At 66.9% G+C, this 23902-nt stretch carries 23 protein-coding genes and 1 pseudogene; 12 read left to right on the top strand and 12 right to left on the bottom strand.

The genetic code is table 11. The features are described 5' to 3' along the window. The first annotated feature begins 1 nt into the window (after position 1). Both G6N53_RS14065 and G6N53_RS14060 read left to right on the top strand, forming a co-directional pair. Entirely contained in the window at positions 2–574 is a 573-nt protein-coding gene (locus tag G6N53_RS14065) for a hypothetical protein (RefSeq protein WP_163889256.1), read from the top strand. A gap of 40 nt (positions 575–614) precedes the next feature. Next, positions 615–1031, top strand: a complete 417-nt coding sequence (locus tag G6N53_RS14060) for a VOC family protein (protein ID WP_163889254.1) — start codon at positions 615–617, stop codon at positions 1029–1031. Between the two features lie 20 nt (positions 1032–1051). Here G6N53_RS14060 and G6N53_RS14055 read toward each other — a convergent pair whose 3' ends face one another. Next, positions 1052–1774: a LysR family substrate-binding domain-containing protein gene (locus G6N53_RS14055; protein ID WP_163889252.1), complete on the bottom strand. Its 723-nt coding sequence runs from the start codon at positions 1772–1774 to the stop codon at positions 1052–1054. Positions 1775–1815: 41 nt separating this feature from the next. Here G6N53_RS14055 and G6N53_RS14050 point away from each other — a divergent pair, with 41 nt between their 5' ends. Next, complete coding sequence (locus tag G6N53_RS14050) at positions 1816–2202, top strand: DUF5997 family protein (RefSeq protein ID WP_163889250.1); 387 nt, start codon at positions 1816–1818, stop codon at positions 2200–2202. Positions 2203–2289: 87 nt separating this feature from the next. Here G6N53_RS14050 and nrdE read toward each other — a convergent pair whose 3' ends face one another. The 4 genes from nrdE to G6N53_RS14030 all read right to left on the bottom strand — a co-directional run bounded on the left by nrdE (position 2290) and on the right by G6N53_RS14030 (position 6299). After that, the gene (gene nrdE / locus G6N53_RS14045) at positions 2290–4458 is read right to left on the bottom strand and encodes a class 1b ribonucleoside-diphosphate reductase subunit alpha (RefSeq protein WP_163889248.1); all 2169 of its coding nucleotides are present in this window, start codon (positions 4456–4458) and stop codon (positions 2290–2292) included. Continuing rightward, on the bottom strand, positions 4425–4889 hold the full coding sequence (gene nrdI, locus G6N53_RS14040) for a class Ib ribonucleoside-diphosphate reductase assembly flavoprotein NrdI (protein WP_163889246.1): 465 nt from the start codon (positions 4887–4889) through the stop codon (positions 4425–4427). The genes nrdE and nrdI overlap by 34 nt, the downstream gene beginning before the upstream one ends. Positions 4890–4925: 36 nt before the next feature. After that, positions 4926–5171 carry a glutaredoxin-like protein NrdH gene (gene nrdH, locus G6N53_RS14035; RefSeq protein WP_159232696.1) on the bottom strand — a complete coding sequence of 82 codons (246 nt, stop codon included), beginning with the start codon at positions 5169–5171 and terminating at the stop codon, positions 4926–4928. A 573-nt stretch (positions 5172–5744) separates the two neighbouring features. Next, positions 5745–6299 carry an NAD(P)H-dependent oxidoreductase gene (locus G6N53_RS14030; RefSeq protein ID WP_163889244.1) on the bottom strand — a complete coding sequence of 185 codons (555 nt, stop codon included), beginning with the start codon at positions 6297–6299 and terminating at the stop codon, positions 5745–5747. 110 nt (positions 6300–6409) lie between these two features. On the opposite strand from G6N53_RS14030, the gene G6N53_RS14025 reads away from it, so the two are divergent. From G6N53_RS14025 to G6N53_RS14015, 3 genes are read left to right on the top strand one after another with little or no spacing between them, the layout of a single operon-like run. Continuing rightward, entirely contained in the window at positions 6410–6994 is a 585-nt protein-coding gene (locus G6N53_RS14025) for a TetR/AcrR family transcriptional regulator (RefSeq protein WP_163895871.1), read from the top strand. After that, positions 6991–8058 carry a DNA polymerase IV gene (locus G6N53_RS14020; protein ID WP_163889242.1) on the top strand — a complete coding sequence of 356 codons (1068 nt, stop codon included), beginning with the start codon at positions 6991–6993 and terminating at the stop codon, positions 8056–8058. The genes G6N53_RS14025 and G6N53_RS14020 overlap by 4 nt, the downstream gene beginning before the upstream one ends. Before the next feature lie 10 nt (positions 8059–8068). After that, complete coding sequence (locus G6N53_RS14015) at positions 8069–9229, top strand: AAA family ATPase (RefSeq protein WP_163889240.1); 1161 nt, start codon at positions 8069–8071, stop codon at positions 9227–9229. Between the two features lie 3 nt (positions 9230–9232). On the opposite strand, the gene G6N53_RS14010 is transcribed toward G6N53_RS14015, so the two are convergent. Together G6N53_RS14010 and G6N53_RS14005 are read right to left on the bottom strand one after the other, a co-directional pair. Beyond that, positions 9233–10120, bottom strand: coding sequence for an SDR family oxidoreductase (locus tag G6N53_RS14010; RefSeq protein ID WP_163889238.1), 888 nt, complete (start codon positions 10118–10120; stop codon positions 9233–9235). 31 nt (positions 10121–10151) lie between these two features. Next, on the bottom strand, positions 10152–10796 hold the full coding sequence (locus G6N53_RS14005) for a TetR/AcrR family transcriptional regulator (protein WP_163889236.1): 645 nt from the start codon (positions 10794–10796) through the stop codon (positions 10152–10154). A gap of 116 nt (positions 10797–10912) precedes the next feature. Here G6N53_RS14005 and G6N53_RS14000 point away from each other — a divergent pair, with 116 nt between their 5' ends. Both G6N53_RS14000 and G6N53_RS13995 read left to right on the top strand, forming a co-directional pair. Continuing rightward, positions 10913–12394 (top strand): cytochrome P450, encoded by a 1482-nt coding sequence (locus G6N53_RS14000; protein ID WP_163889234.1) that lies wholly within the window; start codon positions 10913–10915, stop codon positions 12392–12394. Next, complete coding sequence (locus G6N53_RS13995; protein WP_163889232.1) at positions 12391–12795, top strand: DUF4267 domain-containing protein; 405 nt, start codon at positions 12391–12393, stop codon at positions 12793–12795. Before G6N53_RS14000 ends, G6N53_RS13995 begins: the two co-directional genes overlap by 4 nt. Here the strand turns inward: G6N53_RS13995 and G6N53_RS13990 are convergent. From G6N53_RS13990 to G6N53_RS13980, 3 genes and pseudogenes are all read right to left on the bottom strand, one after another. After that, positions 12792–13295, bottom strand: coding sequence for a 2-isopropylmalate synthase (locus tag G6N53_RS13990; RefSeq protein ID WP_163889230.1), 504 nt, complete (start codon positions 13293–13295; stop codon positions 12792–12794). The genes G6N53_RS13995 and G6N53_RS13990 overlap by 4 nt on opposite strands. Positions 13296–13468: 173 nt before the next feature. Beyond that, positions 13469–14520, bottom strand: a pseudogene (locus G6N53_RS13985) (phosphotransferase family protein). A 71-nt stretch (positions 14521–14591) separates the two neighbouring features. Beyond that, entirely contained in the window at positions 14592–15359 is a 768-nt protein-coding gene (locus tag G6N53_RS13980) for an SDR family NAD(P)-dependent oxidoreductase (protein WP_163889228.1), read from the bottom strand. A gap of 108 nt (positions 15360–15467) precedes the next feature. On the opposite strand from G6N53_RS13980, the gene G6N53_RS13975 reads away from it, so the two are divergent. From G6N53_RS13975 to G6N53_RS13965, 3 genes are all read left to right on the top strand, one after another. Continuing rightward, positions 15468–17018: a molybdopterin-dependent oxidoreductase gene (locus G6N53_RS13975; RefSeq protein ID WP_163889227.1), complete on the top strand. Its 1551-nt coding sequence runs from the start codon at positions 15468–15470 to the stop codon at positions 17016–17018. A 106-nt stretch (positions 17019–17124) separates the two neighbouring features. Further along, positions 17125–18669, top strand: a complete 1545-nt coding sequence (locus G6N53_RS13970) for an ATP-dependent DNA ligase (RefSeq protein WP_163889225.1) — start codon at positions 17125–17127, stop codon at positions 18667–18669. A gap of 67 nt (positions 18670–18736) precedes the next feature. Beyond that, positions 18737–20032 carry an amidohydrolase family protein gene (locus G6N53_RS13965; RefSeq protein ID WP_163889223.1) on the top strand — a complete coding sequence of 432 codons (1296 nt, stop codon included), beginning with the start codon at positions 18737–18739 and terminating at the stop codon, positions 20030–20032. Here G6N53_RS13965 and G6N53_RS13960 read toward each other — a convergent pair. Both G6N53_RS13960 and G6N53_RS13955 read right to left on the bottom strand, forming a co-directional pair. Next, on the bottom strand, positions 20029–21267 hold the full coding sequence (locus G6N53_RS13960) for a cytochrome P450 (RefSeq protein WP_163889221.1): 1239 nt from the start codon (positions 21265–21267) through the stop codon (positions 20029–20031). The two genes, G6N53_RS13965 and G6N53_RS13960, sit on opposite strands and share 4 nt — an antisense overlap. Beyond that, entirely contained in the window at positions 21264–22319 is a 1056-nt protein-coding gene (locus G6N53_RS13955) for an LLM class F420-dependent oxidoreductase (RefSeq protein WP_205390377.1), read from the bottom strand. The genes G6N53_RS13960 and G6N53_RS13955 overlap by 4 nt, the downstream gene beginning before the upstream one ends. An 83-nt stretch (positions 22320–22402) precedes the next feature. On the opposite strand from G6N53_RS13955, the gene G6N53_RS13950 reads away from it, so the two are divergent. Further along, the gene (locus G6N53_RS13950) at positions 22403–23899 is read left to right on the top strand and encodes an acyl-CoA carboxylase subunit beta (protein WP_163889219.1); all 1497 of its coding nucleotides are present in this window, start codon (positions 22403–22405) and stop codon (positions 23897–23899) included. Positions 23900–23902 lie beyond the last annotated feature (3 nt).

Genomic DNA, 23902 nt, shown 5'->3' with positions numbered 1-23902 from the left:
GATGACGGTGTCGCAACCCGACGGCGCCCGACTGGGCGTCGAGGCGGCACGACGCTTGCGCGTGCTCGGCTCGGTGGACATCGCTCCCGGTCTCAGCGCCGCCAAGATCATCCAGGTGCAGACCGAGTTCGACTTCGAGTTCGCCGACGACCATCGCGCGTTTCTGTCGGCGGGGCTTCCTGTCGGCGAATCGTGGCCGGACTGGCGGTCGGGACCGCGCAGAACACTGGGTGCGGTGCTGCAACTTCCTGTCGACGGCGTGCTGTTCGACGTGGAGTGGAACGACTTCTGGCACCACACCTGGGGGCGACGGCCGGTCCGGATGAAAGACGCGCTGCGGACCGCGCGCTATCGGCTGGCCCGGGTCCCCCGGATGGTCCCGGTGTTCGGTCACCGTTTCCTGCCCGCGGGTCGCGGCTCCGTCGGCCACCCGGTGTTGTCGATCTACCGCACCGAGATCCTCAGCTGCGCAGACGATCTCGTGCACTATGTCGACAACGAGTTCGGCCCGCACCCGCACCGCCCCGGCACCGTGCACCCCACGGTGGAGTTCTGGTCCGACCTGACGCAGTGAGATGCCGAACATGTCGTAGGTTCCGATTACCCTCGCCGCCATGGAACAGCGGATCAGCCTCATCACGCTCGGCGTCGACGATCTCGACCGGGCCCGCCGCTTCTACGAGGACGGGCTGGGGTGGGTGCCCAAGCAGGCGCCCGAGGGCGTCGTCTTCTACCAACTGCCGGGCATCGCTCTGGCGTTGTTCGGCCGCGGTGAGCTCGCCGAGGACTGCCGGCATCCGGTCGACGGCCGGTTCAGCGGCATCACCATCGCCATCAACCAGCGCTCCGAGGCCGATGTCGACGCGGTGCTCGGTCAGGCCGAGGCGGCGGGCGCGACCATCCTCAAGCCTGCCGAAAAGGTGTTCTGGGGCGGGTATTCGGGTTACTTCGCCGATCCGAACGGCCACGTGTGGGAGGTCGCACTCAACCCCGAGTGGACGATCAACGACGACGGGACGTTGACGATCTGACGGCGCTAGCCGAGCCTCCGTCAGCGTCGACCGCGCCCGGCCCCGCCCGGCTTGCGCGCGACCTTGCCCGCGGCAGCGCGGGCGGCCTGCTTCGCGAGGGTCTTCTCACGCGCGGTGCGTTTCGGTACCGGCTGGGACTGAGTCCGCGATGAACCAGGTCTGCGCCCCCGCACGATCCCGATGAACTCCTCGACCAGGGCGGGCTGCGGCCCTTCCGGGACGGCGAGCGCCACCGGACAGGTGGGCGCGTCGGTGATCGGGCGGTACGTGAGGTCTCTGCGGTGGTACAGCCGCGCCAGCGACTGTGGAACGACGAGCGCGCCCGATCCTGCAGCGACGAGCGCTATTGCGTCCTCGGTGGTTTCGGGCCGGTGATCGACCGGGATGCCGGGAGCCCCCTCCCAGGCGACGACGTCGTCGAGGGGCAGCAGTACCGGCTCACCGTCGAGGTCCGCGGCGGTGATCTCGTCTGCGGCACTGAGAAGGTGATCGGCCGGCACCACGGCGACCGTGGTCTCCTCGTAGAGGGGGATCACGGCCAGCCCAGACGTGTCGGCTGGCGGACGCAACACCGCCACATCGACGGTGCCTGCGCGCACTTCGGCCGCCGCGTCCGCAGCGGCGACCACGCGCAACTCCAGGGGGACCTCGGGGTGGCGCTCCGCCCAGGTCCGGGCCCACTTCGCGGGCGTCCCACCGGGGACGTAACCGAGGGTGAGCGAGGGCAGCGAGGACGAAGCCACCGCCTCAGGCTACCGCTGGGCTCCATCGATAGGCTGGGGTGATGAGCAGGCCGAACGCGCAGTCCATGAAACCCGCCACGGCGGCGAAGAAGCTGGACGTGTACTTGCCCGCGACGCCGCCCGAGTTCCAGGAGAACGCGATCACCCGCGGCGAACTGGCCGCCCTGCAGGAGGACCCGCCGCAGTGGCTCAAAGACCTCCGCAAGAACGGGCCGCACCCGAAGAATCTGGTGGCAGCCAGGCTCGGCATCTCGATCGCCGCACTGTCGCGCAATGACGTCGACGACGCGCTCACCACCGAGGAGATCAACGCGCTGCTCGAGGAGAAGCCGCAGTGGCTCGTCGCGGAACGCGAGAACTACCAGGGCGTGCTTCGCGAGGAGCGCCGCTTGAAGGCGCTGCGCGCGGAGAAGTCCCGCGAGAGCTGACCGCAGCCGGCGACCGTGCATTTTCGTACGCAACTCGCCGCACCGGGCGTATGAATCCGCACGCTCGACAGCATTCGCGTCAGAGCGCTACAGCATGCAGGACACGCAACCCTCCACCTCGGTGCCCTCCAACGCCATCTGGCGCAGCCGGATGTAGTACAGCGTCTTGATGCCCTTGCGCCACGCGTAGATCTGCGCCTTGTTGACGTCGCGGGTGGTGGCGGTGTCCTTGAAGAACAGCGTCAGGCTCAGCCCCTGGTCCACGTGCTGGGTGGCCGCGGCGTAGGTGTCGATGATCTTCTCGTAGCCGATCTCATACGCGTCCTGGTAGTACTCCAGGTTGTCGTTGGTCAGATACGGCGCCGGATAGTAGGCCCGCCCGATCTTGCCTTCCTTGCGGATCTCGATCTTGCTGGCCACCGGGTGGATCGAACTCGTCGAGTGGTTGATGTAGCTGATCGACCCGGTCGGCGGCACTGCCTGCAGGTTCTGGTTGTAGATGCCGTGCGCTTGCACCGACTCCTTGAGACGCTTCCAATCCTCCTGCGTCGGAATGCGAATCCCGGCGTCGGCGAACAACTCCCGCACCCGCGCGGTGGCCGGCTCCCACACCTGGTCGGTGTACTTGTCGAAGAATTCCCCCGAGGCGTACTTCGAACGCTCGAACCCGCCGAACGCTGTACCCCGCTCGATCGCGATGCGGTTGCTCGCCCGCAGTGCGTGGTAGAGCACGGTGTAGAAGTACATGTTGGTGAAGTCCACGCCCTCTTCGGAGCCGTAGTGGATCCGCTCGCGGGCCAGATACCCGTGCAGGTTCATCTGCCCCAGGCCGATGGCGTGGGACTCGTTGTTACCCTGCTCGATCGACGGCACCGACGTGATCGAGGTCTGATCGCTCACCGCGGTCAACCCGCGGATGGCCACCTCGATGGTCTGGGCGAAGTCCGGCGAGTCCATCGCCTTGGCGATGTTGAGCGAGCCGAGATTGCACGAGATGTCCTTGCCCACCTTGGAATAGGACAGATCGTCGTTGAACTCCGACGGGGTGGACACCTGCAGGATCTCCGAGCACAGGTTGGAGTGGGTGATCTTGCCGTCGATCGGGTTGGCCCGATTCACCGTGTCCTCGTACATGATGTACGGGTAGCCGGACTCGAACTGCAGCTCGGCCAGCGTCTGGAAGAACTCCCGCGCCTTGATCTTGGTCTTGCGGATTCGGCCGTCGTCGACCATCTCGTAGTATTTCTCGGTGACCGAGATGTCGGCGAACGGCACACCGTAGACACGCTCGACGTCATACGGCGAGAACAGGTACATGTCCTCGTTGTTCTTGGCCAACTCGAAAGTGATGTCGGGGATCACCACACCCAGCGAGAGCGTCTTGATCCGGATCTTCTCGTCGGCGTTCTCCCGCTTGGTGTCCAGGAAGCGGTAGATGTCGGGGTGGTGGGCGTGCAGGTACACCGCGCCGGCACCTTGGCGCGCGCCGAGCTGATTGGCGTAGGAGAACGAGTCCTCGAGCAGCTTCATGATCGGGATGACGCCCGAGCTCTGGTTCTCGATGTTCTTGATCGGCGCGCCGTGCTCACGGATGTTGGTGAGCAGCAACGCGACTCCGCCGCCACGCTTGGACAGCTGCAGCGCCGAGTTGATGGAGCGCCCGATCGACTCCATGTTGTCCTCGATGCGAAGGAGGAAACAGCTAACGGGCTCGCCGCGCTGCTTCTTGCCGGAGTTGAGGAACGTCGGGGTCGCGGGCTGGAACCGACCGTCGATGATCTCGTCGACCAGCTTCTCGGCGAGCACGGTGTCGCCGGCTGCCAGCGTGAGGGCCACCATGACCACCCGGTCCTCGAAGCGCTCGAGGTAGCGCTTGCCGTCGAACGTCTTGAGCGTGTAGCTGGTGTAGTACTTGAACGCGCCCAGGAACGTCGGGAACCGGAACTTCTTCGCATACGCGCGATCCAGCAGCGTCTTGACGAAGTTGCGCGAGTACTGGTCGAGGACCTCGCGCTCGTAGTAGTTCTTCTGCACCAGGTAGTCGAGCTTCTCGTCCTGGTTGTGGAAGAACACCGTGTTCTGGTTGACGTGCTGCAGGAAGTACTGGTTGGCGGCTTCCCGGTCCTTGTCGAACTGAATCCGGCCGTCGGCGTCGTACAGATTCAGCATCGCGTTCAGCGCGTGGTAATCCGTTTCACCCGGTAGCGCGTGAACTTCGTTGGCTACAGGTTCTGCAGCTGTGACGGTTGGGGGCACGTCTGGTCCTTCCAGAAGTCAGAGAGGCCCGCGCGGACGGCGAAGACGTCGTCCGTGGTGCCCATCAATTCGAAACGGTAGAGAAACGGCACGCCGCACTTGCGGGAGACGACGACACCCGCGTAGCCGAACTCGGCGCCGAAGTTGGTGTTTCCCGCGGCGATGACACCGCGCAGCAGGCCTCGATTGTGCTCGTTGTTGAGGAACGCGATCACCTGCTTGGGGACGTATCCCCCGGCGTCCGGATCGGGGCCGTTGGCGTGACCACCGCCGTAGGTGGGCAGCACCAGCACGTAGGGCTCATCAACCTCGATGCGCCCGCGCAGCGGAATGCGGATGGCAGGGATCTCCAGCTTCTCGACGAAGCGGTGAGTGTTCTCCGAGACGCTGGAGAAGTAGACGAGGTTGCCTTTGGATATTTCGCGGTACATCTCGCGGCGCCCTCCTTCCTGCCCTTGGATTGCCGGTTATGCCGTGGCTGCGACGGCGGCACCGGCCAGCGCCTTGATCCGATCGGGCCGGAAGCCGGACCAGTGGTCGTTGCCGGCGACCACGACGGGTGCCTGCAGGTAACCGAGCGCCATGACGTAGTCACGCGCGTCGTTGTCGACCGAGATGTCGACGACGTCATATGCGACCCCCTGCTTGTCCAACGCCTTGTAGGTGGCGTTGCACTGGACGCAAGCGGGCTTGGTGTACACGGTGACAGTCATTCGGCGGGCTCCCTCAGCGAAATTTTTGTTCGACGATCGGTGGTTCTCGGTGACTTCTCTATGACTTCTCGGTGACTCGGACGACGTCGCAGTGACGACGTTGCACCGCACTAACGAACGGCTGGCTGGTCAACAGAAGCTCCTGACCATCAACACCGGGTCGAGGCTGAGAACTGCCCCCGCGCCCTGGTGAAGCTCGCCACGCGCCGCTGTCGCTGACTACCATCCTAGACACTAGATGTTGTGCTCCGTTAGTAGAGCACACACAAGATGGTCTTAATCACACGTTTGGAATTTTGCCTGGTAAGCGCGGTGTGTCGCGTGGCCTCCGGCGTGTCGCAAGTCACATCGGGGACTGGCGGGCACCACATGTCGTGTCTATCAGCAGCCACCGACATCCTGCGGCAGGCTCACCGGCGGGTGGGCCCACGGGCGACAGACCACAGGTGCGGCGCGGTCATCGGCCAGCAAACATTCCTGTGAGCACCGTCAGGGTACTGAGTGGCGCTACGCTGCGGCAGCGCAGGGTAGCCCGACGCGCGGGCGGAACCGGCGCAAAGGGCGCTGGGGCACTCAGCCGATTTCGGCGGCGAGCTTGCCGACGATCTCGCGCAATCGCGTGGCGATCTCGGTGTTCTCCCAAGGATGCTTGCCGTCCAGCGAGGACACCGGAATGGACAGGTCCAGGTCTTCGATCACCCGCGGTCCGGCGAGTCCGAAGGACTTGCGCGTCTCGTCGTGCGCCCAGACCCCGCCGTACTGGCCCAGCGCCGCGCCGACCACCGCAAGCGGCTTGTCTTTCAGCGCGCCGTCGCCGAAGGGACGTGACAGCCAGTCGATGGCGTTCTTCAACACACCGGGAATGCTGCCGTTGTACTCAGGGGTGACGACCAGGGCCGCGTCAGCATGGCCGGCCGCCTCACGCAACGCCGCCACCGGTTCCGCGACACCGCCGTCCTCGTCGGAGTTGTCGATGTCCTCGTTGTAGAAGGGCAGTTCGCCCAGTCGGTCGAACAACTCGAGCGTGACTCCGGCCGGGGCCGATTCGATCGCCAATTCGGCGAGCTGACGGTTGACCGAGGCACCCCGCAGGCTGCCCACCAGAACCAATACCTTGCTGTCCGACATTCCGTCCTCCATCGCTTGAGTGCCCCCTCCTCAACACACTAACCGGACTGCGGTCCGAATTATTTCCCCTGAGCTAGAGTTGCAAGGTGAGTGTGTCCGACCGGCTGACGATGCTGCCGGTGAGTGAATCCGGCCCGCCCGAGCGCGGGGACGCCGCACGCAACCGGGCGCTGCTCCTCGATGCCGCACGGCGACTGGTCGACGAGCGTGGCGCCGAGGCGGTCACCACCGAGGACATCGCCGCGGCGGCCGGCGTGGGAAAAGGCACGCTGTTTCGCAGGTTCGGCAGCCGCGCCGGCCTTATGGTGGTCCTGCTCGACGAGGACGAGAAGACCCAGCAGCAGGCCTTCCTGTTCGGCCCGCCGCCACTGGGGCCCGGCGCGCCACCACTGGACCGGCTGCTGAGTTACGGGCGGGAACGGCTCAAGTTCGTCATCGTTCACCACGCGCTGCTCTCCGACGTCAGCCGCGACCCGCAGATGCGGTACAACGCGCCGATGACACTGCACCACCGCCATGTTCGGCTGCTGCTCGAATCCGCCGGCACCACAGGCGATCTCGACGCCCAGGCTACGGCACTGCTTGCCCTGCTGGATGCGGATCACGTCCACCACGAACTCAACGACCGGGGCCGCACCGTTCACGAACTCGGCGACGCGTGGGAGACGGTGGCGCGCAAGCTCTGCGGGACATGAGCACCGCCCACCACCGGTGGATCCTGCACGTCGACCTGGACCAGTTCCTGGCCTCGGTGGAACTACGACGCCATCCCGAACTGACCGGCCTTCCGGTGATCGTCGGCGGCAGTGGTGACCCGACCGAACCCCGCAAGGTCGTCACCTGCGCGTCGTATCAGGCCCGCGAGTTCGGCGTACACGCCGGAATGCCGCTGCGCGCCGCCGCGCGCCGGTGTCCCGACGCCACGTTCCTCGCCTCGGATCCAGCTGCCTACGACGCGGCGTCGGACGAGGTGATGGCCCTGTTGCGCGACCTGGGGCATCCCGTCGAGGTGTGGGGATGGGATGAGGCCTACCTGGGAGCCGATGTCGAGGACCCGGTGGCGCTCGCCCGCCGGATCCAGGACGTCATCACCACCGAGACGGGCCTGTCGTGCTCGGTGGGGATAAGCGACAACAAGCAACGGGCCAAGGTCGCGACCGGGTTCGGTAAACCCGCGGGTGTGTACGCGCTCACCGACGACAACTGGATGTCGACGATGGGCGACCGTAACGTCGACGCGTTGTGGGGCGTCGGGCCCAAGACCACGAAAAAGCTTGCCGCGATGGGCATCACGACGGTTGCCGACCTGGCCGCAACCGATCCCGCGGTGCTGACGGCCGCGTTCGGCCCCAGTACCGGACTGTGGATCCTGTTGTTGGCCAAAGGCGGCGGCGACACCGCCGTCAGCGCGGCGCCGTGGGTGCCCCGGTCACGCAGCCATGTGGTCACCTTCGCCCAGGACCTCACCGACCGGACCGCGATGGACGCGGCGGTCGTCGAACTCGCACAGCGGACACTGGCCGAGATCGTGGAGCAACAGCGGGTGGCCACCCGGGTGGCGGTGACGGTACGCACCAACACGTTCTTCACCCGCACCAAGATCCGCAAGCTCCCGTCGCCGACGACGGATGCCGAGAGCATCGTCGCCACCGCGCTCGAGGTCCTCGGACTCTTCGAACTGGACCGTCCGGTCCGCCTGCTGGGAGTGCGGCTGGAACTCGCGATGACCGACGAGTCGGCTGTCGGTACTGCCCGCTAACGTCGACGGCATGCTCGAGGCCGTTGCCATCCGCGGATACCGCTCGCTGCGGGAGCTCGTAGTGCCGCTGCGCCGTCTCACCGTCGTGACCGGGGCCAACGGCACCGGCAAATCGTCGCTGTACCGCGCACTTCGGCTGCTGGCTGACTGCGGCCGCGGCGAGGTCATCGCCTCGTTCGCCCGAGAGGGCGGTGTCGGCTCGGCATTGTGGGCCGGCCCGGAGAACCTCGGCGGTGCCCGCCGCACCGGTGTCGCACAGGGCGGTGCCCGCACCAGGTCCGTATCGATCGAACTGGGTTACGCTGCAGATGATTTCGGGTATCTGATCGATCTGGGGCTGCCGCAGGCCGGGGGTACGGCGTTCACACGCGACCCCGAGGTGAAACGCGAGTTGGTCTTCGCCGGCCCGGTCGCCCGTCCGAGCGCGACGCTGGTGCGCCGGGTACGCGGCTTCGTCGAGGTCGCCGGTGACTCCGGATTCGACGAGCTCAGCCGCAACCTGCCCGCACATCGCAGCGTGCTCGCCGACTGGGCCGGCGCGGTGCCCGAACTGGTCGTAGTGCGTGAGCGGCTACGCGACTGGCGGTTCTATGACGGCTTCCGCGCCGACAGCGCGGCGCCGTCCCGCCGGCCTCAGGTCGGGACCAGGACCCCGGTCCTGGCCGACGACGGCGCCGACCTGGCGGCAGCGGTGCAGACCATCCTCGAGACCGGCACAGATGACCTGCCCCGCGCGGTGGCTGCCGCCTTCGACGGCGCAACGGTCACGGTGTCCGCCGCCGACGGGCTGTTCGACCTGCAGCTGCATCAGCGCGGCATGCTGCGTCCACTGCGCAGCGCCGAGATATCCGACGGCACTTTGCGTTTCCTGCTGTGGGCCGCGGCTCTGCTGAGCCCCCAGCCACCGTCGCTGATGGTGCTCAACGAACCCGAGACCTCGCTGCACCCCGACCTCGTCCGCCCGCTGGCAGACCTGATCGGCCAGGCTGCGACACGGACCCAGGTGGTCGTGGTCACCCATTCGCAGACGCTGCGACAGTGCCTCGGTGCCGCCCCCCTGGGCAGCGACGACGACGCCTGCGAGATCGAACTCTTCAAGGACTGGGGCGAGACCAAGGTGGCCGGACAGGAGCTGCTGACCACCCCCGCATGGGACTGGGGAAAGCGGTGAACCTCAGCGCCGCTTGGCACTCGGGCGCAGTGCCCGGGTGAACAGGACGTTCACCTGCTTCATCGAGATGCTGTAGGGCAGCCACATCGTGCGCTTGAACAGGTACAGCGCCCGGATGTCCTGCGAGGTGTAGATCAGATACCGGTTCTTCGCGACCCCCCGCAGGATCTTCTCGGCGGCGAACTCCGGTGACACTGCGTGGCCGGCGAACCGGTTCGTCCACTTGCGGACGTTGGGATCGTCGCGGTCCACGCCGGCGATGTGAACGGTGTTCACCAACGGTGTCTTCACCGCGCCCGGGACCACGACCGACACCCCGATGCGGTGCCGGGCGAGATCGAAGCGCAGGACCTCGGACAGGCCCCGCAGCCCGTACTTGCTCGCGCTGTAAGCCGCGTGCCACGGCAGTGCCACGATCCCGGCGGCCGACGACACGTTGACCAGATGGCCGCCACTCCTGGCCTCGATCATCGGCGGCACGAACGCCTCGATGACGTGGATCGGGCCCATCAGGTTGATGTCGATCAGCGACTTCCAGTCCTGGTGGGTGAGCTTGTCCACCGTGCCCCACGCCGAGATCCCGGCGATGTTCATCACCACGTCCATCGCCGGGTGGTCGGCGTGGATGTCGGCGGCGAACGCGGCGACCTCGTCGTGATCGGAGACATCGAGAACCCGGTGCGCGGCGACGACACCGCCCAACGCGCGGGCGTCGGCGACGGTCGCCTCGAGCCCGTCGGTGTCACGATCGGTCAGGTAGAGCTCGGCGCCGGCGGCAGCCAGCTTCAACGCGGTCGCGCGCCCGATCCCGCTGGCGGCGCCGGTGAGGAAACACCGCTTGCCCCGAAACCGTGCACCGAACCCGTCGTCCGACTCCATCCGTTGCGCCATGACGGTGACAGTACCGGCGCGTGGCCGGTGCTCAGTTGCGCCGGGGGGCGGCGTCGGCGCCGCCCCACAGTGCGCTCAGCCACAGCCGCTCGACGATCTCGACGGCGGCAACGGGATCCTGGTCGCGGCCCACGAACGCACTGTCGTGGGCGAGCGTCATCGAGGTCACCGCGGTCAACGTGCGTACCAGCGCGGTGATGTCGTCCGACACCGGTCGTGCTCCCGAGTCCTGCTTGACCAGCCCGACGATCTTGTCGACGACGGTGTCCTGGAAGTCGTCCATGATCTCGCGGATCTGCGCGTCGGTGCTGCGGGCCAGGTTGCACGCCCCCATGATCGGGTCGTGTGAGGAGAACACGATCGCGGCGTAACCCACCATCCGCTTGGCGAACTCCGACGGGGACTCGTCGGGCTCGCGCGGCGCGAAGTCGTGGGTGAGTTTGTCGAGCTCCGCCATGGCCTCGGCCACGATCACGGCGAGCACCGCGTACTTGGAGTCGAAGTAGAAGTAGAAGCCGGATCGGGCCACTCCGGCGCGCTCGCTGATGGTGCTGACCGACAGATCGGCGAACGCACGTTCCTCGAGCAGTTCGCGGACCGCGGCGATGATCGCGTCGCGTTGCCGGTCCCCGCGGCTGCGCCGGTTCTCCGGAGGAGGTGATGGTTCGGCGGTCATGGGGAAAACCTTCGCATCGCGACTCGCTCCCATCAAAACTTGACATGCGTCAAGTTGCCCCACCAGGATAGAGGCAAGGTGACATCCACCACAGCTTGTCCTTTCAGGAGCATTTGATGGCGACGATCAGCACCCCCAAGTATTTGCGCGACCAGGCCAAACGGCGGTTCACCCCGTCGATCACCAACTTCCCCGGGATGGGCGCGTTGGAACGCCGGCTGCTGCGTCACGACTTCCCGCAGAAGGCCATGGCGATGCCACCGGCGGGCAGCGACCTCAAGCCCGTCATGGGCGACGCCGGACTGCCGATCCTCGGCCACATGGTGGAGATGTTCCGTGGCGGTCCGGACTACTCGCTGCACGTCTACCGCAAGCACGGGCCGCTGTTCTATGTCGACTCCCCCGCACTGCCGTCGGTGGCTGCGCTCGGCCCCGATGCCGCCCAGGCCATCTACTCCAACCGGAACAAGGACTTCTCCCAACAGGGCTGGGTGCCGGTGATCGGGCCGTTCTTCCACCGCGGTCTGATGCTGCTCGACTTCGAGGAACACATGTTCCACCGCAGGATCATGCAGGAGGCGTTCGTCCGGACCCGGCTCGTCGGCTACACCGAACAGGTCGACAAGGTGGTCTCGAAGGTCATCGCCAACGACTGGGTCGCCAACGACGCACGCTTCCTGATGTATCCGGCGATGAAGGAACTCACCCTCGACATCGCGTCCATGGTGTTCATGGGCCACGAGCCCGGATCCGACCACGAACTGGTCACCAAGGTGAACAACGCATTCACCACCACCACCCGCGCTGGTAACGCAGTGATCCGCACCCCCGTGCCGCCGTTCACGTGGTGGCGCGGCATGCAGGCTCGCAAGCTGCTGGAGAACTACTTCGAGGCGCGCGTCGAGGAACGGCGCGGCAAAGAGGGGTCCGACCTGCTGACGGTGCTGTGCCAGACCGAGGACGAGGACGGCAACAAATTCTCCGACGCCGACATCGTCAACCACATGATCTTCCTGATGATGGCCGCGCACGACACGTCGACCTCGACCGCCACGACCATGATCTATCACCTGGCCAGCAACCCCGAGTGGCAGCAGCGCTGCCGCGATGAGTCCGACCGCCTCGGCGACGGACCGGTGGACATCGAATCGCTGGAGAAGCTGGAATCGCTCGACCTGGTGATGAACGAGTCCATCCGACTGGTGACTCCCGTGCAGTGGGCGATGCGCCAGACCGTGCGCGACACCGAACTGCTGGGCCACTACCTGCCCAAGGGCACCAACGTCATCGCTTACCCGGGGATGAACCACCGGCTCGAAGAGCTCTACCCCGAGCCCATGAAGTTCGACCCCGAGCGGTTCGCCGAACCGCGCAACGAGCACAAGAAGCACCGCTACGCGTTCAGCCCGTTCGGTGGCGGAGCGCACAAGTGCATCGGTATGACGTTCGGGCAGCTCGAGGTGAAGACCATCCTGCACCGGCTGCTGCGCAAATACCGGCTCGAACTCCCCCGGCCCGGCTACACGACCGAATGGGACTACGGCGGCATGCCGGTGCCCAAGGACGGCATGCCCATCGTCCTGCGCCCGCTGCGATGACCGGCGCGCGCAGGCAAGGCGCCCGGGTCGCGCACACGGGCCTGCTGTCGCTTGCGGCGATGCGGATCGGCATCGGCGCGTTGGCCTGGGCCAGGCCCGACACCGCCGCAGCGCTGTTCGGATTACCCACGCCCGACGCGCAGGCACGTTATCTGTGGCGGCTTTTCGGTGTGCGTGACGTCGTCATCGGGCTCGGGACGGTCGCCGCCTCCGAGGAACGCCGCAGGATATGGGCCGGTGTCGGGTTGGCCTGCGATGTCGCCGACGGCGCAGCCGGCGCACTCGGACGAAACGACGTGCGCCCCACCACCGCTGCGGCGATGGTCGGCGTGCCCGCGGCGGCGGTCACCTTCGGCGCGTGGGCGCTGAGCAAGACGGGCGTCGGCAACAGCGCCGACTAGGCTCCGGACACCAGCAGTCGGTTGACACACGCGACGACCGCGCGCAGCGCGGACTGCACCGGGTCGTCGGCCCAGCCCATCGCCCATTCGCTCCTGCCGCCGCCGTCACTACCCCGGACGAACGTCGCGGTGTGCTTCCCGGCGGACTGCTGGTGGAACGCCGTCATCTCGAAGGCCACCCCACGCTCGTAGAGCATCGCGGTCAGGGCCGCGACCGGCCCGCACGCCGCGGCCCGCGACGTACCGATCCGATCTCCGACGGCCAGCGTCGCCTGGTAATTGCGGGCCTGGGGGCCCAACCGTCCCGACGGCCGTTCGGTATCCACACAGGACCACTGGCCGAGGCGTAGCGGGCCGGCAGTCGGTGCGTACTCGTTGACGAACTCGCGGAACGACTTCGTGCCCGCCTGCTCGCGCAGTGCACGGGGGATCGGGCCGTCGACACGCGCCGCGAAGCACAGCGGCGACGCCAGGTACTCGGTGACAGATCGGGAGTTCATGTGCCGGCTTTCTGACTTCAAAGGAAGTGACCGACGAGTAGCGACGACCCACAGCGAGGGGTCGGTCAGGATCAGACCCCGCTGCGGGTTGCTACTACGAGTCGTCTCGGCACATCCGCGATGCTAGCGCTCGGCGCTCGCTCGACGCAAACGAATACGACTGCCTCCGGCCGTCACACGAACGGGTTGTCCCCCTTGGACACCGCGGTCCCCAGCTCGATCAGGTTCTGCGCCGAGGCATGCAGCCGCTCGCCGGCTTCCGAGCTCGCCTGTCCGGCGAGGTAACGCGACCAGGTGCCTTCGATGACGATGGCGAGCTTGAAGCAGGCCATCGCGACGTACCAGTCCAGCCGGGTGGTGCGCCGGCCACCCGCCGCCAGGTAGGCCTCCAGCAGCTCGGCCCGCGTCGCCAACCCGCCGAGCGCGGCAAGCTCGGACCCGGCGTTGATCGGATCGGGGCCTTCGGGCCAGCACACCAGCATCCATCCGAGGTCCAGAAGCGGGTCACCGACCGTGCACATCTCCCAGTCGATGAACGCGGCCAGCTCCGGCGTGTCCCGCCGCAACAGCACGTTGTTCAGATGGGCGTCGCCGTGCATGACGCCCGGCTCGGTGTCCGGCGGGCGTTGGGACTCCAGCCATTCGGCGAGCGCTCCGACGGACGGAAACGACTCCGGCGCGTAATGCTCGTGCCGGTAGCTCTCCAGCAGCCGCATGAATTGTGGAACCTGGCGCGCCAGAAAGGATCCCGGCCGCTTGATCGCTGCCAGCGCGCTGTTCTCCCACGGCACCCTTCCGAGCCGCGCGAGACCGGCCGCATAGGACAGCCCGACACGGTGCCGCATGCCGGGGTCGCGGACGTATGCGTCGTCGGCCTCGGTACCCGGGTTGAATCCGTCAACGGCCTCCATGAGGTAAAAAACCACACCGAGCACGTCGAGGTCGTCACAGCCGGCGATCAACTCCGGATGCGGGACCGTCGTGCCGGCCAGCGTCTGCAGTACCGCGATCTCCCGGCGCATGGTGTTGTCACTGGTGGGGCGGGGTGTTCCGGCGGACGCCGCAACACCATCGGCTGCCCGTCGACATCGAGGCGGACCACGATGTTCTGTGAGCCCCCGGTGAGGGGCTCGACGTCGCTGACCGTCGAGCCGATCCCGGTGCGACGCAACCACCGCTGCACCGCTTCCTGATCGGATTCGCTGAGTGGGATGTCGACGGGCATGCCGGACATGCTTTCAGGTCACGCTGCACACGCGCGGGAAATCCAACGCTCCTGCGCTCACCCGGCTCGCGTCACTTGGGGGCGAAGCGCTGGCCGGCGTCCAATCGCAGACACTGGCCGTTGAGCATCGGGTTCTCGACGATCGCCACCGCGAGCTTGGCGTACTCCTCGGGACGGCCGAGGCGCTTCGGGAACGCCGCGTCCTTGGTCAGGACCGCGGCGTACTCGTCCGGGATGCCCTCGGTCAGGCCGGTGGCGAACAGGCTGGGGGCGATGGCCAACGCCCGGATGCCCAGGCTGCCCAGATCGCGCGCCATGGTCAGGCACATGCCGGCGATCGCAGCCTTGGACGCGGTGTACGCCAACTGTCCGATCTGGCCTTCGAACGCCGCGATCGAGGCGGTGTTGATGATGACGCCGCGCTCTTCTGCCTCGTCGTCGACGGGGTCGTTCTTGGTCATGTGCCAAGCGGCCAGGCGGCTGATGTTGAACGTCCCGATCAGGTTGAGATCGATGCTCTTACGGAAGCTGTCGAGACCGTGCGGGCCGTCCTTCTTCACCGTCCGCTCGGCGATCCCGCCACCGGCCGTGGTGACGGCGATGTGCAGCCCGCCGAGACCCTCGACGGCGCTGCCCAGCACGGCTTCGGTGCCGTCGAAGTCGGTGATGTCGACCTCGTAGAAGGCGCCACCGATCCCGTCGGCCACTTCTCTGCCGTTCGACTGCGGACGGTCCAACACCGCCACGCTCGCGCCGCGCTTGGCGAGAGCCTCTGCCGTGGCACGTCCGAATCCCGATGCGCCACCGACGACGACGGCCTTCTTGCCCTCGATCTCCATGTACTTCCTTTCATCAACGTTGCAAGTAGAGGTAGATCTGTAAAGCAACTTAGCGGACGACATCTTTCGGTAAGGGTTTCGGGTTCGCTGCGCCGGTAGTTTGGCGGCATGACCACGCTGGGCGCGAAGGCGATGTGCGGTGTCGCGGCGGCCGCGGTGTCGGTCGGTGTGGCCCAACTCGTCGCAGCCGTGTTCGGCCCGCAAGCCGACGTTCGCACCGCTGTCGGGTCCTCGGTGATCGAGTTGACCCCCGGGCCGGTCAAGGAATGGGCCATCCAGACGTTCGGCACCGCCGACAAGCTCGTGCTCAGCGTGCTCGTGCTGGTGGTCATCGGGGTGATCGCGGCAATTGCGGGGATCGCCGAGGGGCCCCGCAGGCCGATCGGCAGCGCCGCGATCGTCGCCGCCGGCGTTCTCGGTTGCGCCGCGGTGCTCTCCCGCGCCGGTTCGACGTTCGTCGACGTGATACCCACCGTGGTGGGCGCCGTTTGCGGGGTGGCCGTCCTGCGGCTGTTGACCTCGGGGCGGTTCACGGACACCCGGGATGCGCCCGCGGGCTCGGACCACTCCGAACCCCCCGACCGGGGCAGGCGACTGTCCCTGGTGACCCTGGGTTTCCTCGGGGTCGGCGCCGCGTCCGGTGTCGCGGGCGCCGTGATCAGCCGGCTGGCGTCGTCGGTCTCGGGCGACCGTCAGGCGTTCGCCCTGCCCCGTGTCGACGTCGCCGCTGCGCCGGTGCCGCCATCGGTGCAGCCCGAAGGTGTCGCGCTGCCGTCGTTCATCACCGACAACGCCGACTTCTACCGCATCGACACCGCGCTGACCGTCCCCCAGCTCAGCCGGGCGGACTGGCAGTTGCGGATCCACGGGATGGTGGACCGCGAGGTCACCTACCGGTTCGAGGACCTGGAGCGGTTCGAGGCCGTCGAGCGGGTGGTCACACTGACGTGTGTGTCCAATCCTGTTGGTGGCGAGCTCATCTCGACTGCCGCCTGGACCGGCTACCGAGTTCGGGACCTTCTCGCCGAAGCCGGTGTGCAGCCCGACGCCGACATGGTGCTGTCGATGTCGACCGACGGCTGGACCGCGGGCACCCCGGTCGAGGCGCTCACCGCCGACGACGCGCTGCTGGCGGTCGGGATGAACGGCGAGCCGCTGCCTGTCGAACACGGATACCCGGCGCGGCTGGTCGTTCCCGGGCTGTACGGCTACGTCTCGGCCACCAAGTGGCTGATCGACCTCGAGCTCACCCGCTTCGACCGCGCGGAGGCGTACTGGACGCGGCTCGGCTGGTCCGCGCGGGGACCGATCAAGACCGAGTCACGCATCGACGTGCCACGGGCCGGCGAGGACGTGGCGCTGGGCCCGGTGAGGTTCGGCGGTGTGGCTTGGGCCCAGGACCGGGGCGTGCGTGACGTGGAAGTCCAGATCGACAGCCCGAGCGGCGAAGGGCAGTGGCAGCGCGCCGAATTGGGCGCCGGCTACTCCAATGACACCTGGCGGTTGTGGAGCTTCGACTGGGAAGCCGAGGAGACCGGGTTCCACACGATCACCGTGCGCGCCACCGACAACACCGGCTACACGCAGACCTCCGAACGCGCCGACCCGGTGCCCGACGGCGCGACGGGATGGCACTCGATCACCTTCGCCGTCAGGTGAGCGCCGCCCCTTCGCCGGAACGGTATTCCAGCAGGTCTCCACGCGAATTCTCGCTGCTGGAATACCGTTCCGGCGGGTTGTCGGTGTGGCGTGTCAGGCTGGTGGCGTGCTGCTGGTAGACGTCGCCCGTGCGTCCGCCGACGTCGGTGCGTCGTCGGCGCGGCTGGCCAAGATCGCCCGCCTCGCCGAGTTGCTCCGGCTGGCCGGAGCCGACGAGGACGCCCACCTGGTCACCGTCGTGGTGTCGTGGTTGTCCGGAGAGCTGCCGCAACGGCAGATCGGAGTCGGCTGGGCGGCCCTGCGATCGCTGCCGGAGCCGGCCGCCGAGCCGAGCCTGGGTGTCGGTGAGGTCGACGCCACGTTGACCGACATCGGGGCCGTATCCGGAAAGGGGTCCCAAGGGCGCCGTGCCAAACTCCTCGCCGACCTCTTCGCCGCGGCCACCGACGTCGAGCAGCTCTTCCTACGGCGTCTGCTCACCGGGGAGCTGCGCCAAGGCGCACTGATCGGGGTGATGGCCGACGCCGTGGGCCGGGCCTCCGGCGTCCCGGCGGCGGCGGTGCGCCGGGCCGCGATGCTCGGCGGAGCCCTCCCGGCGGTGGCGGCGGCGGCTCTGACCGGCGGGGCGGGCGCGCTCGAGCAGTTCACGTTGCAGGTCGGCAGGCCGGTTGGTCCGATGCTCGCCCAGACCGCCTCCGATGTCGGTGATGCGCTCGAGCGCCTCGGCGGCACCGCGGTGTTCGAGGCGAAACTCGACGGCGCGCGAGTGCAGATCCACCGGGACGGTGAGGCGGTCTCGATCTTCACCCGCAGCCTCGATGACGTCACCGCTCGGCTGCCCGAGGTCGTCGACGCCGCCCTGGCGCTCCCGGTCACCGAACTGATCGCCGACGCGGAGGCCATCGCGTTGAAACCCGACGGCCGCCCGCACCGCTTCCAGGTCACCGCATCCAGGTTCGGCCGCCGCGGCGGAGTGGCCGGACCGGGCGCCCACGCGCTGTCGGTGTTCTTCTTCGATCTGCTCCGCGTCGACGGCGACGACCTGCTCGATCGGCCCAACAGCGAGCGCCTCGCGGCGCTGGACGCGATGGTGCCCGACCACCAGCGGGTCGATCGGCTCACCACCTCCGATGTCGCTGCCGCACAACGGTTTCTCGACACCACGCTGGCGGCGGGACACGAGGGGGTGATGGCGAAGTCGCCGGCCGCACGCTACGAGGCGGGCCGCCGCGGCGCGGGGTGGTTGAAGGTCAAACCGGTCCACACCCTCGACCTCGTCGTCCTCGCCGTGGAGTGGGGCTCCGGCCGACGGACCGGAAAGCTCTCGAACATCCACCTGGGTGCCCGCGACCCGCACACCGACGGGTTCGTCATGCTGGGCAAGACCTTCAAGGGCATGACCGATGAGATGCTGGCCTGGCAGACCGAGCGGTTCCTCGAGCTCGCGGCCGGGCCCACCGACGGGTATGTCGTCCGGGTGCGGCCCGAGCAGGTGGTCGAGATCGCGTTCGACGGTGTGCAGACGTCATCGCGCTACCCCGGCGGCATGGCGTTGCGATTCGCCCGGGTGGTGCGCTACCGCCACGACAAGAACGCTGCCGAGGCAGACACCGTCGACGTGGTGCGTGCCCACTACGAGCGCGGCAACTGACTCACCGCACCAGCCGGCCGCGCTAAACTGAAACCCATACGGTAAGCGCCCACAGAATGGAACCGTCATGCACAAGGACGAGATGATTTTGATCAGTGTTGATGATCATGTGGTGGAGCCGCCGGACATGTTCAAGAATCATCTGCCCAGGAAGTATTTGGATGAGGCGCCGCGGTTGGTGCACAACGCTGATGGGTCGGATACCTGGCAGTTTCGTGATGTGGTGATTCCGAATGTGGCGTTGAATGCGGTGGCGGGTCGGCCCAAGGAGGAGTACGGGTTGGAGCCGCAGGGTCTTGATGAGATCCGGCCGGGGTGTTGGAAGGTGGATGAGCGGGTCAAGGACATGAACGCCGGCGGCATTTTGGGGTCGATTTGTTTTCCGTCGTTTCCGGGGTTCGCGGGTCGGTTGTTCGCCACTGAGGATCCGGAGTTCAGTTTGGCGTTGTTGCAGGCCTACAACGATTGGCATGTCGAGGAGTGGTGTGGGGCGTATCCGGGGCGGTTCATTCCGATGACGTTGCCGGTGATCTGGGATGCCGAGGCGTGCGGGAAAGAGATTCGGCGTAACGCTGAGCGTGGGGTGCATGCGTTGACCTTCAGCGAGAATCCGGCGGCGATGGGGTATCCGTCGTTTCATGATGAGTACTGGACGCCGGTGTGGGAGGCGTTGGTCGACACCGACACGGTGATGAATGTCCATATCGGGTCGTCGGGGCGGTTGGCGATCACCGCGGCGGATGCGCCGATGGATGTGATGATCACGTTGCAGCCGATGAACATCGTGCAGGCGGCGGCGGATTTGTTGTGGTCGGCGCCGGTGAAGAAGTATCCGGGGTTGAAGATCGCGTTGTCCGAGGGTGGGACGGGCTGGATTCCGTATTTCCTGGAGCGTGCGGATCGAACCTATGAGATGCATTCGACGTGGACGGGTCAGGATTTCGGCAAGCAAAAGCCCTCGGAGGTGTTCCGGGATCATTTCCTGACCTGTTTCATCTCTGATCCGGTCGGGGTGGCGTTGCGTCACGAGATCGGGATCGACAACATCTGCTGGGAAGCCGACTACCCGCACAGCGATTCGATGTGGCCCAACGCGCCCGAGGAACTCGACGCGGTCCTCAAGACCCATCAGGTCACCGACGCCGAGACCAACAAGATGACCTATGAGAACGCGATGCGCTGGTATCACTGGGACCCGTTCACCCATGTCCCCAAAGACCAGGCCACCGTCGGAGCACTGCGCAAAGCCTCCGAAGGCCACGACGTCTCCATCCAAGCCCTCTCCCACCACAAAGAGGGTGACCGTGGCGGCGGGGCAGGACATTTCGACGCGCTGAAAGCAGCGGCGCGCGGAAACTCCTAGCCGGACAGCTCGTAGCGGATCGGGAGGTGCTTGAGGCCGCCGACGAAGATCGTGGCGGTGTGCTCCGGCGTGCCGGCCAGCTCGATCGACTTCAGCCGCGGTAGCAACGCCGAGAAGAAGCTGTTCACCTCCATGCGGGCCAGGGCCGCACCGAGGCAGAAATGCACTCCGTAGCCGAAAGCGATGTGCTTGTTGGGATCCCGCCCGACATCGAACCGGAACGGTTCGGTGAACACATCCTCGTCCCGGTTTCCCGACGGGTAGGACAGCAGCACCGAATCTCCCGCCGTGATGGGCACGTCGCGAATCACCGTGTCCTGCTGCGCGGTTCGCATGAACTCCTTGACCGGGGTGACCCACCGGATCATCTCTTCGGTGGCCAACCCCATCAGATTCGGGTCGTGCTGCAGCCTGTGCATCTGGTCCGGGTTCTCCACCAGTGCCTGCAGTCCGCCCGAGATGGTGGCACTGGTGGTGTCGTGGCCTGCGGTGGCGACGATCAGGTAGTAGGACACCGTGTCGATGTCGGACAGCGGCTCGCCGTCGATGCGGGCGTTGGCGATCGCCGATGCAAGGTCTTCGGTGGGCTGTGCGCGCCGCGCCGCGGTGATCTCGTTGAAGTAGTTGAACATCTCGAACAGCGCCAGCCCGCGCTCCTCCATGGTGGCCCCGCGCTGCAGCTCGGCATCGTCGCTGCCGAACAGCTCCTGGGTATAGGTCAGCATCCGGGGAAAGTCCGATTCCGGGATGCCGAGCAGCGACATGATGACGTAGAGCGGGAAGTTCACGGCGACCTCTGTCACGAAATCACATTCGCCACCCCGGTCGGCCATCTGGTCCACGAACGACTTCGCGAGTTCATCGACCCGAACCTTCAATGCCCGCATGGCTTTCGGACGGAACCAGTCCGCACCGATCGCGCGCACCTTGCGGTGCTGCGGATCGTCCATGTGGATCAACGTGCTGACCCCCATGGCTGCCTGCTGTTCGTCGCCCTCGGCGGTGGTCAGCACCGGCCGGGGCGAGTTGGTGAACAGGTCGTCGGCACGTTCGATCGCCATGATGTCGGCGTGCTTGGTGATCGCCCAGAACGGCCGGTAGCCCGGCACATCGACCCACGACACCGGTGCGGTCTGCCGCAGATGGGTCAAAGCGTCGTGCAGTCTGCGTTCGTCGGCGTAGGCCGCCGGGTCGGCGAACACCCTGGCAGCCGCGTCGACAACTCGAACGTTCATCCCGACTCCTTCTTCGTACTCGATGCGCCGCAGCGCAGTTCCGCCACCACGTCGATGACCGTGGCCTCGTCGACCGTCGGCGGAAAGCCCACCAGCACTCGGTCGATCAGGCCGTCGCAGCGGGCCCGGATCTTGTGGGCCAGTTCCTCCACCGGCGCCACCACGGCGAACTCGGCGAGGATGGTGTCGTCGATGAGTGTGCCCATCGCGTCCCAGCGATCCTCGCGGGTCAATCGGTGCAGTTCGGTCTGAAGCTCGCCCCAGCCGTGCAGTTCCAACACCGTGCGATAAGCCGGGGTGGACGCATAGAAAGCGATCTGCTTCCGGGTTCGGTCCGCCGCGGACCTCAGCTCCGCCTCGTCCGAACCGGTCACGACGAACAGCGGACTGGCCACCTCGACGTCGTTGCGCTGCCGACCAGCCCGCTGCAGTCCCCGGGACAGCGTCGGAAGCGTCACCTCCCGGAAGTACCGCTGGGTCGAGAAGGCGTGCGCCAGCAGCCCGTCGCCGACTTCCCCACACATCTCGGTCATCCGGTCACCGACGGCCGCGACGAAGATCTTCGGGTCGCCATGGGCGTGTGCGGGCGGCACGAACATCGGCGTCATCAGCGTGTGGGTGTAGAACTCGCCCTCGAAGCTCAGGACCCTGTCCTCCCGCCAGCAGGACCAGATCTCCCGCAGCGCCGTCACGAACTCGTGCATCCGGGCGACCGGCCTGCTCCACGGCATGCTGAACCGCTTCTCGATGTGCGGCTTGATCTGAGAGCCCAACCCGAGGATGAACCGTCCCCGCGAATAGTCCTGCAGATCCCATCCGATCTGCGCCACCGACATCGGATTGCGGGCGAACGCAACCGCGATGCTGGTGCCCAGCTCGATACTGGTGGTGTGTTCGGCAGCCAGGGTCAAGGGCAGGAAGGGGTCGTGGTTGATCTCCGCGGTCCAGCAGCCGTCGTAGCCTCGATGTTCCAGCGTCCTGGCACCGGCCGGCACTTCCGAGAGTTGGCTGACGACGGCCGCGTCCACCTTCAGGCCGCCTTCAGCACCCATGCTGAACGAAGCTACAGTAAGCAATTCAGTAAGGTCAACGTTGCGCCCCTGCGCGCGGGTCATCATCGGGACAGGAGTAGCGAATGCCCAGAGCCGAGGACTGGAAGGACACCCTCGACGAACTCGCGCGCCGCCGTGAGCACTCCCGGGGCATGGGGGGCGGGGAACGCCTGGCCAAGCACCACGGCAAGGGCAAACTGGATGCTCGTGGCCGCCTTGATCACCTGCTGGACAAGGGGTCGTTCCGGGAGTTCGGCACCCTCGTCGGCGGCGAGATCGCGGCCGACGGGATCGTCGCCGGCTCGGGCCTGATCAACGCGTCGCCGGTGATGGTGGGCGCCGAGGACTTCACCACACTGGCCGGCAGCATCGGCCCGGGCGGGAACGCGAAGCGCTACCGGCTGGCCGAACTCGCGCTGCGGGATCGGATCCCGCTGGTGATGCTGCTCGAGGGTGCGGGTTTTCGCCCCAGTGGTGAACACTACGGCCGCACCCCCACCGATCTGTTGGCACAGGCGCAGTGTTCCGGCAAGGTTCCCACCGTCGGCGGGTTGTTCGGTCCGTCCGCCGGGCATGGCGCCCTGGTCGCTCCGGTGTGTGACTGGACGATCATGACGAGCCAGGGCGCGATCTTCACCGCCGGTCCCCCGGTGGTCAAAGAGTCCACCGGAGAGGAGATTTCGAAAGAAGACCTCGGCGGCCCGGGGGTCGCTCTGGCCAGTGGCGTGATCCACAACCTCGGTCAGGACGACGCGGTGGCGCTCGACGACATCCGCCGCTACCTGTCCTACTTCCCGTCGAGCGCTTGGTCGTATCCGACCTCGCGTCCTGCCGACGAGTCGACCGCACGGCGCTCGACCCCCGAACTGCTCCAGATCGTGCCGCGCGGCAATCGTCAGGTCTATGACATGCGCGCGGTGCTCGACGTCGTCTTCGACGACCCGGACTGGTTCGAGGTCCAGCCGAAGTTCGGCGCCGCGATGATCTGCGCGCTGGCCCATCTGGGGGGTCATCCGGTGGCTGTGGTGGCGAACCAGCCGAAGGTCATGGCGGGGTCCATCGATGCCGACGCCGCCGACAAGGCGGCGCACTTCATCGCCGTGGCCGACTCGTTCCATCTGCCGATCGTGTTCCTCGCCGACAACCCCGGGATGATGCCGGGCAGCCGATCCGAACGCCAGGGCGTGCTGCGCAGCGGCGCCAGGATGTTCGCCGCACAGACCGCTGCAACGACGTTGAAACTCCATGTGACGCTGCGCAAGGCCTACGGCTTCGGCTCGATGGTGATGTCGCTGCTGGGTTTCGACAGCCAGAGCGCGACGTTCGCCTACCCCGGGGCCACGATGGGAGCGATGAGCGCGGCCGCGCTCAGCCGCGCCTCCCACGCCGCCGAAGATGTCGAGGAGAGACTGCGCCAGGCAGAGGTCGACGCGTCATTCCGGTCGGCAGGCCATCTCGGCTTCGACGACCTGATCCACCCCGAGGAGACCAGGGACGCGTTGCTGGACGCACTGGAACGCGGGATCTACAGCCGCCAGGCGGCGGCCGGGCCGGTGAGCCGCACCGTCATCACCCCTTAGCCC

This window comes from Mycolicibacterium hippocampi, from assembly GCF_010723735.1.
Taxonomy (GTDB): Bacteria; Actinomycetota; Actinomycetes; order Mycobacteriales; family Mycobacteriaceae; genus Mycobacterium; species Mycobacterium hippocampi.
Note: the sequence above shows the minus strand (reverse complement) of the source record. Positions and strands in the feature narration are given on the sequence as shown.

What these genes read in the sequence shown, in the direction of transcription:
- G6N53_RS14050 (WP_163889250.1), top strand. Translation starts at nt 1,816, where the DNA reads ATGAGCAGGCCGAACGCGCAGTCCATGAAACCCGCCACGGCGGCGAAG.
- G6N53_RS14025 (WP_163895871.1), top strand. Translation starts at nt 6,410, where the DNA reads ATGCTGCCGGTGAGTGAATCCGGCCCGCCCGAGCGCGGGGACGCCGCA.
- G6N53_RS13960 (WP_163889221.1), bottom strand. Translation starts at nt 21,267, where the DNA reads ATGAACGTTCGAGTTGTCGACGCGGCTGCCAGGGTGTTCGCCGACCCG.
- G6N53_RS13950 (WP_163889219.1), top strand. Translation starts at nt 22,403, where the DNA reads ATGCCCAGAGCCGAGGACTGGAAGGACACCCTCGACGAACTCGCGCGC.
- G6N53_RS13955 (WP_205390377.1), bottom strand. Translation starts at nt 22,319, where the DNA reads ATGGGTGCTGAAGGCGGCCTGAAGGTGGACGCGGCCGTCGTCAGCCAA.
- G6N53_RS14020 (WP_163889242.1), top strand. Translation starts at nt 6,991, where the DNA reads ATGAGCACCGCCCACCACCGGTGGATCCTGCACGTCGACCTGGACCAG.
- G6N53_RS13990 (WP_163889230.1), bottom strand. Translation starts at nt 13,295, where the DNA reads ATGAACTCCCGATCTGTCACCGAGTACCTGGCGTCGCCGCTGTGCTTC.
- G6N53_RS13995 (WP_163889232.1), top strand. Translation starts at nt 12,391, where the DNA reads ATGACCGGCGCGCGCAGGCAAGGCGCCCGGGTCGCGCACACGGGCCTG.
- G6N53_RS13965 (WP_163889223.1), top strand. Translation starts at nt 18,737, where the DNA reads ATGCACAAGGACGAGATGATTTTGATCAGTGTTGATGATCATGTGGTG.
- G6N53_RS13975 (WP_163889227.1), top strand. Translation starts at nt 15,468, where the DNA reads ATGACCACGCTGGGCGCGAAGGCGATGTGCGGTGTCGCGGCGGCCGCG.
- nrdI (WP_163889246.1), bottom strand. Translation starts at nt 4,889, where the DNA reads ATGTACCGCGAAATATCCAAAGGCAACCTCGTCTACTTCTCCAGCGTC.
- G6N53_RS14005 (WP_163889236.1), bottom strand. Translation starts at nt 10,796, where the DNA reads ATGACCGCCGAACCATCACCTCCTCCGGAGAACCGGCGCAGCCGCGGG.
- G6N53_RS14010 (WP_163889238.1), bottom strand. Translation starts at nt 10,120, where the DNA reads ATGGCGCAACGGATGGAGTCGGACGACGGGTTCGGTGCACGGTTTCGG.
- G6N53_RS14030 (WP_163889244.1), bottom strand. Translation starts at nt 6,299, where the DNA reads ATGTCGGACAGCAAGGTATTGGTTCTGGTGGGCAGCCTGCGGGGTGCC.
- G6N53_RS14060 (WP_163889254.1), top strand. Translation starts at nt 615, where the DNA reads ATGGAACAGCGGATCAGCCTCATCACGCTCGGCGTCGACGATCTCGAC.
- G6N53_RS14000 (WP_163889234.1), top strand. Translation starts at nt 10,913, where the DNA reads ATGGCGACGATCAGCACCCCCAAGTATTTGCGCGACCAGGCCAAACGG.
- G6N53_RS13980 (WP_163889228.1), bottom strand. Translation starts at nt 15,359, where the DNA reads ATGGAGATCGAGGGCAAGAAGGCCGTCGTCGTCGGTGGCGCATCGGGA.
- G6N53_RS14065 (WP_163889256.1), top strand. Translation starts at nt 2, where the DNA reads ATGACGGTGTCGCAACCCGACGGCGCCCGACTGGGCGTCGAGGCGGCA.
- nrdH (WP_159232696.1), bottom strand. Translation starts at nt 5,171, where the DNA reads ATGACTGTCACCGTGTACACCAAGCCCGCTTGCGTCCAGTGCAACGCC.
- G6N53_RS14015 (WP_163889240.1), top strand. Translation starts at nt 8,069, where the DNA reads ATGCTCGAGGCCGTTGCCATCCGCGGATACCGCTCGCTGCGGGAGCTC.